Below are 12,942 nucleotides of genomic sequence, written 5' to 3'. Positions count from 1 at the left end.
TCGTGAGGACGGGCGCGAAACAGGCGACGACAGGCGATGTGGTGTGCACCGTGCGCGGCCTGGTCAAGACCTATCCCGCGGCGCGTGGCCGCCGCGGCTCGCCCGCCACGCCCGAGGTCCGGGCCAGCGACGGCATCGACCTGGACGTGGAGCGCGGTGAGGTGTTCGGGCTGCTCGGGCCCAACGGCGCCGGGAAGTCGACCCTCGTACGCCAGCTCACCGGCCTGCTGCGGCCCGACCAGGGCCAGGTCCAGGTGCTCGGCCACGATCTCGTACGCCACCCCGAGCGCGCCTCCCGCCTCCTCGGCTACCTGGGCCAGGACTCCACCGCGCTGGACGAGCTGACCGTCGCGCTCGCCGCCGAGACCACCGCACGGCTGCGCGGTCTCGACGCGCGCGCGGCCCGCGCCGAGCGGGACGCGGTGATCGAGGAGCTGGGGCTCGCCGGGCTCGCCGGGCGGCCGCTCAAGAAGCTCTCCGGCGGCCAGCGCCGACTGGCCTGCGTCGCCGCCGCCCTGGTGGGGGAGCGCCCGCTGCTGGTGCTGGACGAGCCGACCACCGGCATGGACCCGGTGGCGCGGCGCGCCGTCTGGGCCGCCGTGGACCGGCGGCGGGCGGAGCGCGGGGTGACCGTGCTGCTCGTGACGCACAACGTCATCGAGGCCGAGACCGTGCTCGACCGGGTCGCGGTGCTCGACCGCGGCCGGGTCATCGCCTGCGACACCCCCGCCGGGCTCAAGGCGATGGTCGCGGACGAGGTGCGGGTGGAGCTGGTGTGGCGCGCCGAGGCGCCGCTGCACATCCCCGCCGTCGCCGCGCTGCGGGACGCCGCGCACGCCTCCGGGCGGCGCTGGACCCTGCGGCTGGCCCCGGACGCGGCGCGCGCCGCGATCGCCACCGTGACCGGCGGGCCCGCCTTCGCCGCGCTGGACGACTTCACCCTCGCCACGCCCAGCCTGGAGGACGTGTACGTGGCGCTGGGCGGCCGTACGGAGGGCACGGAGGGGCTGGTGAAGACGTGAGGGACCGTATGAGGTGAACGCGGCCGTGATCGTGTCCGTAACCAAGCCCGTGACCAAGCCAGACGGAAGAGGAGCAGCGCAGACGTGAGTGTCGTGCCCGCGCAGGCCATGCCCGGCATGCCGAAGGCCGGTGCGCCGGTCGAGGAGGCCGGTGGTGCCGCGCCCCGGCGAGCCGACGGCGGCCCCGCCCAGCTCGTGGCCCCGGCGCCGCTCGCGGCCTCCGCCCGGCTGCTGCCCGCGCTGGTCGCGGTCTACCGGGCGCAGCTGTCGCGGGCGCGGGTGGCCCGGATACCGCTGCTGTTCGTGGCGACCTTCCAGTCCGTCGGGATCATGGTCCTGATGCGCGGCGTGGTGGACGAGGGCGGCAGCGCGGCGCGGGCCGTGGTGGCCGGGTCGAGCGTGCTCGTCGTGGCCTTCGTGGCGCTCAATCTGCTCGCCCAGTACTTCGGCCAGCTCCGGGCGAGCGGCGGGCTCGACCACTACGCCACGCTGCCGGTGCCGCCCGCCGCGGTGGTGCTCGGCGCGGCCGCCGCGTACGCCTCGTTCACCGTGCCCGGGACGGCCGTCACCGCGGTCGTGGGCAGTGCGCTGTTCCAGCTGCCGATGGGCCACCTGTGGGTGCTCGCCGCGGTGATCCCGCTCTCGGGTGCCGCCCTCGCGGGGCTGGGCGCGGCCCTCGGGCTGCTCGCGCCGCGCCAGGAGCTGGCGACGCTGCTGGGACAGCTGGGGATGTCGGCCGCGCTGCTGCTGGGGGTGCTGCCCGCGGACCGGCTGCCGGAGGTAGTGTCGTACGCGCGCGATCTGCTGCCGTCGACGTACGGTGTGGAGGCCCTGGCCCGCTCCTTCGACGGTCAGCCCGACTGGCTGGCGGTCTGCGCCGACCTCGGGGTGTGCGCGGGAGTGGCCGTGGTGTCGCTCGCCGCCGCGACCTGGGCCTATCGCCGGGCCGCTGTGCGGTGACGCGCCGCAGCGAACGTCCCGCCGACCGAAGTACGCCATCCACCTGGCACGATGACGGAGTGACCGCACCGTTGACGCCACATGATCAGCCCTCGCCGCACGACGACTCCGAGCACGGGCAGCCCGCACCGGGCGAACCGGCCGCGCAGGCACCGGACGCGCAGGGGCATCCCGAGCCGTATCCCGCCGAGGAGTCCGAGCACGCCGAGCACTCCGAACCGGGGGAGGAGCTGCGGGCCGAACTGGTGCAGGCCTCCGTGGTGGCGATCGCGGTGGCGGTCGCGGGCGTGTTGCTCGGGCTGCTGTGGCTGTGGCTGGCGCCCCGGGTATCGCTCATCTCGGACGGCAAGGCCGTCTATCTGAAGAACTCGGAGGGTGAGGACGCGGTCGGCGCGGACGGGGTGTTCGTGCTGGCGGCGCTCGCCTTCGGCCTCGTCTCGGCGCTGCTGACCTTCCTGTTCTGCCGACGGGGCGGGGTCGCCCTGGTGGTGGGGCTGGCGATCGGCGGCGTCCTCGGCTCGGTGATCGCCTGGCGGCTCGGCGTCTGGCTGGGGCCGTCCACGGACGTCGTGGCGCACGCGCGCCAGGTCGGCAAGGGCGTCGCGTTCGACGCCCCGCTGAAGCTCAACGCGAAGGGCGCGCTGCTGGCGTGGTCGGTGGCCGCGATGGTCGTGCACCTGGCCCTGACCGGCCTGTTCGGCCCCCGCGACGACGAGGAGCCGGAAACCTACTACCAGGCGTCGACCACCGCGTAGGCGTCGTACGGTCGCGGCGCGCCGGAGACTTACGGTCGCGGCGCGCCGGAGGCTTACGGCCTCGGCGCGCTGGAGGCGCGGACGACCAGTTCCGGGCGCAGTCGCTCGGACTCGACCGCCTCGCCCTCCAGCAGCCGGGCCAGCAGCCGCAGGCCACGGCGGCCCATCTCCAGCATGGGCGACCGGACGGTCGTCAGCGGCAGTGGCAACTCCGCCGCCAGCGGGGTGTCGTTGAACCCCACCAGGGCCACGTCGGCCCCCGCCCGCAGGCCGTGTTCGCGCAGGGCGCCGATCGCGCCGATGGCCGCGAAGTCGTTCACCGCGAAGACGGCCGTCGGCGGCTCCGGGGTGTCCAGCAGCCGCGCCGTGGCGGTGTGTCCGCCGCGCACGTCGAAGCTGGAGTGCGTGATCCGGTGGGCCGGGACGGGCAGCCCCGCCTCCCGGAAGCGGTCCACCAGGCCCGCCGTACGGTCGATGCCGGTGCTCGCGTACGGCTCGCCCGCGACGACCGCGACATCGCGGTGGCCCAGCTCCAGCAGATGGTCGGCGACCAGCCGGCCGCCCAGGTAGTCGTCGCAGGTCACCGACGGGTGGCTGCCGCAGGTCCGGCTGACCAGGACGAACGGGATGCCGCGCCCGGCGACCTCCGCCAGGAAGCGCCCGTCCGCATGCGCGTCGCCGAAGATCATGCCGTCGACGCGCCGCCCGATGACCATGTTGGTGCGGGTGCGCTGCGCCTCGGGGTTGTCGCCGGTGTTGGCGACGAAAGTCGACAGGCCCTGCTCGGCTGCGGCGTCCTCGATGCCCTCGTAGATCGTGGCGAGCACGATGTCCGACAGCCGGGGGACCAGGACGCCGACCAGATTGCTGCGCCGGGTGCGCAGGCTGGTGGCGTGGGGATTGGGCTGGTAGCCCAGTTCGTCGGCGAGCCTGCGGACCCGCTCCACGGTGTCGGCCGAGGCCGCGCGCAGGCTCTCGTCCGGCTTGGCGTGCAGCACCCGGGAGACGGTCGAGACGTGCAGACCGAGCTGATCGGCGATGGTGCGCAGGGTGACCGGTCGTGATTGCTGCGTGCCCACTTCGGCTCGGCCTCCGGTAGTCCCACTGCCGCACCCCGGACCCCGGTACAGCGCGTTGAGCGATGGTAACAGCGGACCTCTTGACACCTATGGCCGGTGACACACATCCTACCCAAACGATTGCCCCAAACGTTTGGGTGCGTCATTGAGTCACACAAGGCGCGATTTCAAGCCACACCTCGCGCCGCGTCAGGAGGAGGCAGGGTGCGCAGGATCGTCGTACTGTCGACGGGCGGGACCATTGCCACCCGCCGGGACGCCCACGGCACCAGCCTCGCCACCGACCCGGCGGACGCCCTGCTGGACCGGCTTCCCCGGTCCCCGGAGGTGCCGGTCGAGACCCGGGACGTCTTCTGCCTGGGCAGCTATCTGCTCACTCCGGCCGATATGCGCGACGTCGCCGTGGCCGCCCACGAGGCGCTGGCCGACGAAGGCGTACGGGGCGTGGTGGTCACCCACGGCACCGACAGCCTGGAGGAGACCGCGTACCTCCTCGACCTCTTCCACGGGGACCCCCGGCCGGTGGTGTTCACCGGCGCGATGCGCCCGGCGGACGCCCCGGACGGCGACGGCCCGCGCAATCTCGCCGACGCCATCGCAGTCGCGAACGCTGCCCGCGCCCGGGACCTCGGCGTGCTCGTCTCCTTCGACGGCCGGATCTACCCCGCGCGCGGCACCCGCAAGACCCACACCCTGGCCCCGGCCGCGTTCGACGCGCCCGACGGCGGCCCGCTGGGGCGGGTGGCCGACGGCGAGGTGGAGATCAGCGCGGCGCCGCTGCGCCCCAAACCGCTCGACCTCGCGGCCTTCCGTCCCGAGGAGCCCGAGCGGATCCGTACCGACATCGTCGCCGTCTACCCCGGCTGCGACATCCAGGCCCTGCGCGCGGTGGCCGACGCGGGCGCCCGCGCGGTGGTCCTCGAAGCCACCGGCGCGGGCAACGCCAACCCGCGGATCGCCGCCGAGGTCGCCCGGCTGGTCGGCTCCGGCGTCGTGGTCGCGTTCTCGACCCGGGTCCACGCCGGTCCGGTCGCCGCCGTGTACGGCAACGGCGGCGGCGCCGACCTGGTCCGGGCCGGGGCCATTCCCACCGGCACCCTGCGCCCCTCCCAGGCGCGGGTCCTGCTCACCGCCCTGCTCGGGTGCTACGGCGACCCGGCGCGGGTGCGGACCGCACTGGAAACCGCACTGCGATCAGCACTGGATACGGCACCGGAATCAACACCCGAATCAGCACCCGAATCAGCACCGGAAACATCACTGGAGAGGAACCGGCATGGCTAAAGAGATCTTTGTGGCGTTCGGCGTCGACGTCGACGCGGTGGCGGGCTGGCTGGGCAGCTACGGCGGCGAGGACTCGCCCTGTGACATCTCCCGCGGCCTGTTCGCCGGGGAGGTCGGAGTGCCCCGGCTGCTGCGCCTGTTCGAGCGGAAGGACCTGCGCACCACCTGGTTCATCCCCGGCCACTCCCTGGAGACCTTCCCCGACCAGACCCGCGCGGTGGTCGACGGCGGCCATGAGATCGGCGCCCACGGCTACTCGCACGAGAACCCGATCGCGATGACCCGGGCGCAGGAGAGCGCCATCCTGGACCGCAGCATCGAGCTGATCGAGAAGGTCGCGGGGCGCCGCCCGACCGGCTACGTCGCCCCCTGGTGGGAGTTCTCGCCGGTGACCAACGAGCTGCTGATCGAGCGCGGCATCGCGTACGACCACTCCCTGATGCACCGGGACTTCACGCCCTATTACGTACGCGTCGGCGACAGCTGGACGAAGATCGACTACTCGCGTCCGGCCGAGGAGTGGATGAAGCCCTTGGTGCGCGGCGAGGAGACCGATCTGGTCGAGATCCCGGCCAACTGGTACCTCGACGACCTGCCGCCCATGATGTTCGTCAAGGCCAGCGCCAACAGCCATGGCTTCGTCAGCCCGCGCGAGCTGGAGCAGACCTGGCGCGACCAGTTCGACTGGGTCTACCGCGAGATGGACTACGCGGCCTTCACCATGACGATCCACCCCGATGTCTCCGGCCGCCCGCAGACGCTGCTCATGCTGGAGCGGCTCATCGAGTACATCAGCGGCCACGAGGGCGTCCGCTGGTCGACCTTCGACCAGATCGCCACCGACTTCAGGGCCCGCTCCCCCCGGGCCTGATCCCCGCACGTTCCCCATCGCCACCAGCCCCCATGCGCGGCCACCCCGCGCCGGGCGCGGCACCCGGCCTCACCCCCGGCCGACGAAGCATCCCCTCCCCGTTCGCCGCGACCCGCGACGCCGCGGCGAAACCCCGCTTCCGACAAGGGGCACCGTCATGACCACCCTCCCCTCCCACCACAGAGACACCCCCGACGACACCCGTAGACCCGCCCGGCGGCTGCCCCGCATCGGAGTGCGCGCCACGCGCAAGGCGACCGCCATCGCCTTCTGCGCCTGGGTGTTCGCCGTCTACGACTACATCCTGTTCGGCACCCTGCTGCCCGAGATCTCCGAACGCTTCGGCTGGAGCGAGGAGCGGGCGGCGCTGGTCTCCACCCTGATCTCCGTCGGCACCGCCGTCGTCGTCCTCGGGGTCGGCCCGCTCGTCGACCGGCTCGGACGCCGCAAGGGCATGATCCTCACCGTCTCGGGCACCGCCCTGGCCTCCGCCGCCTCGGCCGTCACCCCCGGTGCGGCCTATCTGGTCGGCGTCCGCTCCATCGGCGGTCTCGGCCTGTCCGAACAGGCCGTCAACACGACTTATCTGAACGAGATCTACGCCGTCACCGAGGACGAGGCGATCAAGAAGCGCCGCGGCTTCGTCTACAGCATGGTGCAGTCCGGCTGGCCCGTCGGCACCCTCGTCGCGGCGGCGTTCGTCGCCGTCTTCCTGCCGCTCGTCGGCTGGCGCGGCTGCTTCCTGCTCGCCACCTTCCCCGCCCTCGTCATCGCCCTGCTGCGGCGCGGCCTGCCGGAGACCCCGCAGTTCGACCTGGAGAAGCGGCTGCGGGTCCTGCGGAAGGCGGGCAAGGACGCGGAGGCGCGGCGACTCGCCGCCGAGTACGGCGTGGACGAGACCCCCGGCACCCCGCTGATGGAGATCTTCCGCGGCCGGGCGCGGCGCAACACGATCGTCCTCAGCTTCGCCTGGCTCGCCAACTGGTTCGGCATCCAGATCTTCAGCGTGCTCGGTACGACGGTGCTCACCAAGGCCAAGGGCGTCAGCTTCGAGGGCTCCCTGCTGCTGTTCATCGTCATCAACGCCGTCGGCTTCGCCGGTTACCTCTTCCACGGCTGGGCCGGTGACCGCTTCGGCCGCCGCAATGTGATCGCGTGCGGCTGGATCGTCTCGGGCGTCCTCTTCGCCCTCATGCTCACCGTCGCGCACGGCACCGTGCCCGTCGTGGCGCTCTACTCCCTCGGGATGTTCTTCCTGATCGGCCCGTACGCGGCGATGCTCTTCTACATGGGCGAGTGCTACGACACCCGCTGCCGGGCCACCGGCACCTCCTTCATCAACGCCTTCAGCCAGCCCGGGGCCGTCATCGCCGGTGCCCTCGCCACCACGATGCTCGCCTCCGGCGCCCACTGGGACCAGACCGCGCTGCTCATCGGCGCCGCCGGAACCTTTCTCTCCGGCTTCGTGATGTTCGCCGCCCGCCGGGTCGAGACCGTCGAAGCCTGATATCAGCAGGGAGTTCGATCAGTGGTTCAGAACGATCAGCCGGAGCGGCCGGTCGCCGTGATCACCGGCGCGGCCAGCGGCATCGGCCGCGCGCTCGCCGTCGCCTACGCGCGCCGCGGCGTACGGACGGTGCTCGGCCACTACCCCGGCGACCCCCACGACCCGGAGGAGACCGTACGTCAGGTGCGGTCGGCGGGCGGCGAATGCGTACGGCACGAGGTGGACGTACGCGACTGCGCGCAGGTCGAGTCGTTCGCGGAGGCCGCCCTCACCGCGTACGGCCGTCTGGACATCGCCGTGGCGAACGCCGGGGTGCTGCGCCGGGCGCCGCTCGCCGAGCTCACCGACGACGCCTGGGACGACATGCTCTCCGTCGACCTCACCGGGGTGCTGCGCACCCTGCGCTCCGCCGCCGGGCGCATGGCCGGGCCGGGCGCGATGGTCGCCGTCTCCTCCATCGCGGGCGGCGTCTACGGCTGGGGCGACCACGCCCACTACGCCGCCGCCAAGTCCGGGGTGCTGGGGCTGTGCCGGAGCCTGGCGGTCGAACTCGCCCCGCGCGGCATCCGCGTCAACGCGGTGATCCCCGGGCTCATCGTCACCCCGCAGTCCTCCGACCCGGTCAACTCGCTCGGCCCCGAGGGGCTCGACCGCGCCGCCGGGTCCATCCCCTCGGGACGGGTCGGCCGACCCGAGGAGGTCGCCTCCGCGATCGCCTATCTGACGTCCGAGGACGCCTCGTACGTCACCGGGCAGAGCCTGGTCGTGGACGGCGGGCTGACCGTACGGATGCCCGCATGAGCGCCGGGGCGCTGGACGGGCGCACCGCCCTCGTCACCGGCGGGGCCAGTGGCATCGGCCGCGCCATCGCGGAGGCGTACGTACGCGAGGGCGCCCGGGTCGTGATCGCCGACCGCGACGCGCCCCGCGCCGAGGCCGTCGCCGCCGAGACCGGCGCGGCGGGGCACGCCGCCCTGGACGTCGCCGACCCCGCCGCCGTCGAGGCCGTGACGGGCGCGGTGGCGGCGGAGCACGGCGGCATCGACATCCTGGTCAGCGCGGCGGGCATCCTCACCGAGGCGCCCCTGACCGAGATGGACCCGCGGCTGTGGTCGGAGACCATCGCCGTCGACCTCACCGGGGTCTTCCTGTGCTGCCGCTACGTCGTCCCGGGAATGGCCGAGCGCGGCTGGGGGCGGGTCATCAACATCGCCTCCCAGCTCGGCATCAAGGGCGGCCGCTCGCTGTCCCACTACGCGGCCGCCAAGGCCGGGGTCATCGGGCTGACCAAGTCGCTGGCGCTGGAGGTGGCCGGACGCGGCGTCCTGGTCAACGCCATCGCACCGGGCCCCGTCGACACCCCGATGGTCGCCGGGATCACCGCCGACTGGAAGGCCGCCAAGCAGGCCGAACTCCCCCTGGGACGCTTCGGCCGCCCCGAGGAGGTGGCCCCCACCGCCGTCCTCCTGGCCAGTGACCCGGGCGGCAACCTGTACGTCGGCCAGACGCTGGGGCCCAACAGCGGCGACGTCATGCCGTAGGAGGTGACCGGATGTGCGGGGCGTGTGGTGAGCGCGGGGCGTTCGACTGGGCCCGGCCCTGGACCGCCGGGCTCGCCGCCCGCCGGGCCGTGGCCGCCGCAGCGGCCGGGGCGGCGGACCGGCGCGGGCTCCGGGTGACCGCGGGCGGCGGCGGATGGCTGGTGACCGGCCCCACCGGGGCGGCCACCGCCTGCGACGGACTCGTCGCGCTCGTCGCGGCCGTACGGCGCTGGGCCGAGGCGCCCGCGCCCTGGGACCCGGAGCGGCCGTCGGGGCCGCTGTCGGTGCCGGGGGAGGAGGACCGGCGCGCCGGGGTCGTACTGCGAGTCGCCCCCGGCGGGGCGCGCTGCCCGGACACGGCGCTGGCGGGTCCCGGGGGTGAGGCGCTGGTGGACTCCGAGGCCACGGCCCACGCCGCCCTGGCCGCCCTGGCCTCGCCCCGCTGGTCGGCGCGCCGCTACCTGGAGCACGTGGAGGGCGTCGCCGCCGCATGGGGCCACCCGACAACCGACCCCGGCCCACCGCGCCCCGAACTGGCCGCCGATGCGCTGGTCCGGCTGGAATGGACGCGTCAGAGCGGGCAACTGAACGACACGGCCCTAGCGACCCGCGGCCCACTCGCGCCGGGCGCGAAGTACGACGTGGAGATCCGCGCCGGGCTCGTGGTGCGGTCCAGGACCGTGAGTGGCTGAGGGGCGACCGCGAACCCGACACGGTGTGGCCGGGGCCCGCTACGGCGCGAGCTGGATCGGCACGGCTCGGCGTCGCGATCACGCCGGGCCACCAGCAGCCCCCGCGGCGCGCGCCGCTCGTGTCGGGGCGGCCCGTGGCGTCAGGTGGGGTCTCCCGGGCGGGGTTCGGAGACGGATCTGCTCGGGCTAGCCCGGCACCGTAGCGAGGGGGCGGCTCCCAGCGGGCGGTTGCCGTCCGGGGCTACGGGGTTTCGAAGCGGGCGATCGGTGCCACCACCGCTTCGGTCAGCGACGCCAGATCCTTCGGGGACAGCTCGACCTCCAGGCCGCGGCGGCCCGCCGAGACGCAGACCGTCTCGTGGTCGGCGGCGGAGGCGTCCAGCGCGGTTGGCAGGCGCTTGCGCTGGCCGAGCGGGGAGATGCCGCCGCGGACGTAGCCCGTGGTGCGCTCGGCCGCCGCCGGGTCGGCCATGGTGGCGCGCTTGCCGCCGACCGCGGCGGCAAGCGCCTTGAGGTCGAGCGTGGCCGATACGGGCACGATGGCGACCGTGAGGCGGTCGTCGACGCTCGCGACGAGGGTCTTGAACACCCGGCCCGGCTCCACGCCCAGCGCCCGCGCGGCCTCCTCGCCGTACGAGGGGGCGGCCGGGTCGTGGTCGTAGGAGTGCACGGTGAAGGCCGTGCCCGCCGCGGTGAGGGCGGTGGTGGCGGGAGTTCCGGCGGTGCCGGAGGAGTTCTTCCTGGTCTTCTTCGCCATATCCGATGCGTGGTGAGTCGGCGTCAGTTGGGGCTGGTGGGGCGGCGGGTGAGTTCGACGGCGGGCAGGGACGGGAGCTTACCGATGACCGCGCTCTCGGAGCGCAGCATTTTCAGCTCCTCGGCCAGCCTGCTCGCCGTATCGGGCGCCTGGAGCAGCCGCTGCTTGGCCGGGGTGTCGAGCACGGCGGCGGCCGCGACCAGATAGGAGAGCACCGAGGGCTCGCCCGGCAGGTCCTGCTCGGTGGCGAGGGTGCGTTCCCGGGCGCCCGCGAGCCGCTTCTGGTAGGTGCGGAAGGCCCGTACCACCCCGGAGGCCAGCGCTCCGGCGCCGTCGCCCGGCTCCTCCTCCAGCTCGTCGACCTCGCCCACCAGATACGGTCCCGTGGCGTCCACGGACAGCAGCTCGAAGCGGGTGGTGCCGGTGGCCAGCACCTCGAAGGTGCCGTCCTCCTGCTCCCGGATGGTGGCCGCGTCCGCGACACAGCCCACCCCGTAGAACGACTTGGCCGGGTCCGGGCCGAAGCCCGCCGCCGGGCCCCGGTCGGGGGTGGGCGCCGACTCCGGGAGGCCGATCGCGCTGGGCGCGACCTCGTGGCCGTCCCTGATGGCGATCACCCCGAACCGGCGCGGGGCGTCCTCGGGAAGCGCCGAAAGATCGCGCATCAGGGAGCGGTACCGCTGTTCGAAGACGTTCAGGGGCATGACGAGCCCCGGGAACAGCACCGTGTTCAGCGGAAAGAGCGGAAGGCGCGCGGAGGTCACGGGGCGTAAGCCTAATGGCCCCACGCGTGTCTCTTCACTGGCGCCGCCGCAGCCGGTCACTGGCGGCGCAGCAGCCGGGACGCACCGGCCGCGACGGTGGTGGCCAGCACCCAGCCGAGCAGGATCATCACGATGGACGCCCACTGGACCGCGCCCGCGGGTTTCCAGTAGCCGTCCTGGCCCAGATTGACGACCGGGATCAGCAGGTCGAGCGTATAGAGCGAGGCGTTCCAGTACGGGGTTTCACCCGGCTTGATGGCGTCCGGTCTGTTGTGCGCGAAGAACACCGAGCCGACCGCCCACAGCACCGCCATCCACACCGCCGCCCGGCCGGGCCGGTAGCCGTAGGCCACGGTCCAGTCCTGGAGGTAGCCCCACATCTTCCCGGCCAGCGGCAGCGTCTCGCGGCGGCGCCGCTGCTTGGCGAGCAGCACCTCGCGCGCGTCGGCGTCCTCGCCGCTGGCCCGCATCGTGTTGGCCAGCATCTCGTACGGCTCGGGCGCGTACTCGGGGGTCGCGGCGGCCACCCACTCCAGCCGCCGGGACAGCGGGAAGTGGCCGCGCGGGATCAGGTTCTCGTAGGAGAAGCCCGCCATGGTCAGCCCGCCGGGGCCCGGCCAGCTCAGCGACTTGTCGACCAGGTTGACCACCCGGGCGCCGGACAGGATCACCCGGCCGCGCTGCGGCCGCTCGCCCAGGAAGCGCAGCTCGGGCGTCTGGACGCGGCGCAGCGACAGCTCCTGGTCGTTCTCCATGACGAAGCGGGCCTGGTCGAAGTCGATGGCGTCGCCGATCCGCCCGTCGTCCAGCCGGATCCCGCCCTCGCATTCGAAGCGCTGGATGCGGGTGCCGCGGGTCGGCGTGCTGGTGGTGCCGTACGGCGGCGTCGAACCGCTGGAATAGGTGCTCAGCCCGCCCGCGGTGAGGTACAGGCTGCGCTCGACGGTCAGCTGCGGCGCGTTCAGCGCCCGCCGCCCGTACGGGTTGCGCAGCCGACTGCCGCGCAGGCTGAGCGACACGCCGATCTGGGCGCCGCGCAGACTGATCTCGCCGTACGACTCGATCATGTCGGCCTGGAAGTCCTGAGCCACGGTCAGCCCGTCGGCCGTGATCGACATGCCCCGGCGGTCCCGGCGCACGATCAGCTGGTTCAGGAGTAAATCGGTGCCGATGTGGGCGTCGGTGAGCCGGATGCCGTGGTCGACCACGCAGCGCGGCAGATGCAGATCGCCCTCGGTGCTCAGCCGGGCCGCCTCCAGCCGGGGGAGCGAGCAGCCCACCAGGCGGAGGGTGGTGAAGTGGGATTCGGGAAGCAGCACCTCCCGCTCGAAGCGGCAGTTCTTCAGCTCCACGTACGGGTCGATGCTGCCGCCCGCCAGGTCGAGGGTGCCGGTGATGTGCACCCCGTTGAGCTTGAGCGCGGCCACCCGGCCCGGCTGGGCGGGCGGCCCGTCCAGCAGCAGCAGGGCGACGACCCGGGCGCGCACACTGCGCTCCGGGCCCCAGGCGTACGGGCCGGAGGGGTCGTTCCGCTGGGGGTGGGAGGTGCGTAAATCGTGGGTGCTGCCGTTGCGGAACGCCTGCCACATGCCCCACTCGGCGGTGGTCAGGTCGAGGCCCGGGGGAGGATCGCCGTCGTGTGGCTCGGTCACAGCCGTGTCGCCTCCTGTCCTCCGTATCCCCGTACGGATCCACATTCCCGCTGAGTAA

At 73.4% G+C, this 12,942-nt stretch carries 13 protein-coding genes; 9 read left to right on the top strand and 4 right to left on the bottom strand.

Going from position 1 to position 12,942, the window contains the following annotated elements:
* Nucleotides 1–2: 2 nt before the first annotated feature.
* The 3 genes from ACZ59A_RS01520 to ACZ59A_RS01510 all read left to right on the top strand — a co-directional run bounded on the left by ACZ59A_RS01520 (nt 3) and on the right by ACZ59A_RS01510 (nt 2,737).
* Nucleotides 3–1,022, top strand: a complete 1,020-nt coding sequence (locus ACZ59A_RS01520) for an ABC transporter ATP-binding protein (protein WP_470952078.1) — start codon at nt 3–5, stop codon at nt 1,020–1,022.
* Between the two features lie 117 nt (nt 1,023–1,139).
* Nucleotides 1,140–1,982: an ABC transporter permease gene (locus tag ACZ59A_RS01515; protein ID WP_468042510.1), complete on the top strand. Its 843-nt coding sequence runs from the start codon at nt 1,140–1,142 to the stop codon at nt 1,980–1,982.
* Nucleotides 1,983–2,041: 59 nt separating this feature from the next.
* The gene (locus tag ACZ59A_RS01510) at nt 2,042–2,737 is read left to right on the top strand and encodes an ABC transporter permease (protein ID WP_470952075.1); all 696 of its coding nucleotides are present in this window, start codon (nt 2,042–2,044) and stop codon (nt 2,735–2,737) included.
* A gap of 53 nt (nt 2,738–2,790) precedes the next feature.
* Here the strand turns inward: ACZ59A_RS01510 and ACZ59A_RS01505 are convergent, their stop codons facing one another.
* Nucleotides 2,791–3,816, bottom strand: coding sequence for a LacI family DNA-binding transcriptional regulator (locus ACZ59A_RS01505; RefSeq protein WP_470952072.1), 1,026 nt, complete (start codon nt 3,814–3,816; stop codon nt 2,791–2,793).
* A gap of 204 nt (nt 3,817–4,020) precedes the next feature.
* Here ACZ59A_RS01505 and ACZ59A_RS01500 point away from each other — a divergent pair, with 204 nt between their 5' ends.
* The 6 genes from ACZ59A_RS01500 (at nt 4,021) to ACZ59A_RS01475 (ending at nt 9,711) form a co-directional block, all read left to right on the top strand.
* Complete coding sequence (locus ACZ59A_RS01500; protein WP_470952069.1) at nt 4,021–5,100, top strand: asparaginase; 1,080 nt, start codon at nt 4,021–4,023, stop codon at nt 5,098–5,100.
* The gene (locus ACZ59A_RS01495) at nt 5,093–5,971 is read left to right on the top strand and encodes a polysaccharide deacetylase family protein (RefSeq protein WP_470952067.1); all 879 of its coding nucleotides are present in this window, start codon (nt 5,093–5,095) and stop codon (nt 5,969–5,971) included. The genes ACZ59A_RS01500 and ACZ59A_RS01495 overlap by 8 nt, the downstream gene beginning before the upstream one ends.
* Before the next feature lie 235 nt (nt 5,972–6,206).
* A complete protein-coding gene (locus tag ACZ59A_RS01490; RefSeq protein ID WP_470952064.1) occupies nt 6,207–7,478 on the top strand; it encodes an MFS transporter in 1,272 nt (423 codons plus the stop codon).
* A gap of 21 nt (nt 7,479–7,499) precedes the next feature.
* Entirely contained in the window at nt 7,500–8,279 is a 780-nt protein-coding gene (locus ACZ59A_RS01485; RefSeq protein ID WP_470952061.1) for an SDR family NAD(P)-dependent oxidoreductase, read from the top strand.
* Nucleotides 8,276–9,019, top strand: coding sequence for an SDR family NAD(P)-dependent oxidoreductase (locus ACZ59A_RS01480; protein WP_470952059.1), 744 nt, complete (start codon nt 8,276–8,278; stop codon nt 9,017–9,019). The genes ACZ59A_RS01485 and ACZ59A_RS01480 overlap by 4 nt, the downstream gene beginning before the upstream one ends.
* Nucleotides 9,020–9,030: 11 nt before the next feature.
* On the top strand, nt 9,031–9,711 hold the full coding sequence (locus ACZ59A_RS01475) for a hypothetical protein (RefSeq protein ID WP_470952057.1): 681 nt from the start codon (nt 9,031–9,033) through the stop codon (nt 9,709–9,711).
* A gap of 241 nt (nt 9,712–9,952) precedes the next feature.
* On the opposite strand, the gene ybaK is transcribed toward ACZ59A_RS01475, so the two are convergent.
* The 3 genes from ybaK to ACZ59A_RS01460 are packed head-to-tail and all read right to left on the bottom strand — an operon-like array spanning nt 9,953 to nt 12,884.
* Nucleotides 9,953–10,468, bottom strand: coding sequence for a Cys-tRNA(Pro) deacylase (gene ybaK, locus ACZ59A_RS01470; RefSeq protein WP_470952054.1), 516 nt, complete (start codon nt 10,466–10,468; stop codon nt 9,953–9,955).
* A 23-nt stretch (nt 10,469–10,491) separates the two neighbouring features.
* Nucleotides 10,492–11,232 (bottom strand): LON peptidase substrate-binding domain-containing protein, encoded by a 741-nt coding sequence (locus tag ACZ59A_RS01465; protein WP_468041730.1) that lies wholly within the window; start codon nt 11,230–11,232, stop codon nt 10,492–10,494.
* Between the two features lie 56 nt (nt 11,233–11,288).
* Entirely contained in the window at nt 11,289–12,884 is a 1,596-nt protein-coding gene (locus ACZ59A_RS01460) for an oxidoreductase (protein WP_470952051.1), read from the bottom strand.
* Nucleotides 12,885–12,942 lie beyond the last annotated feature (58 nt).

The sequence above is a fragment of the Streptomyces sp. NPDC040405 genome (assembly GCF_055595765.1).
Note: the sequence above shows the minus strand (reverse complement) of the source record. Positions and strands in the feature narration are given on the sequence as shown.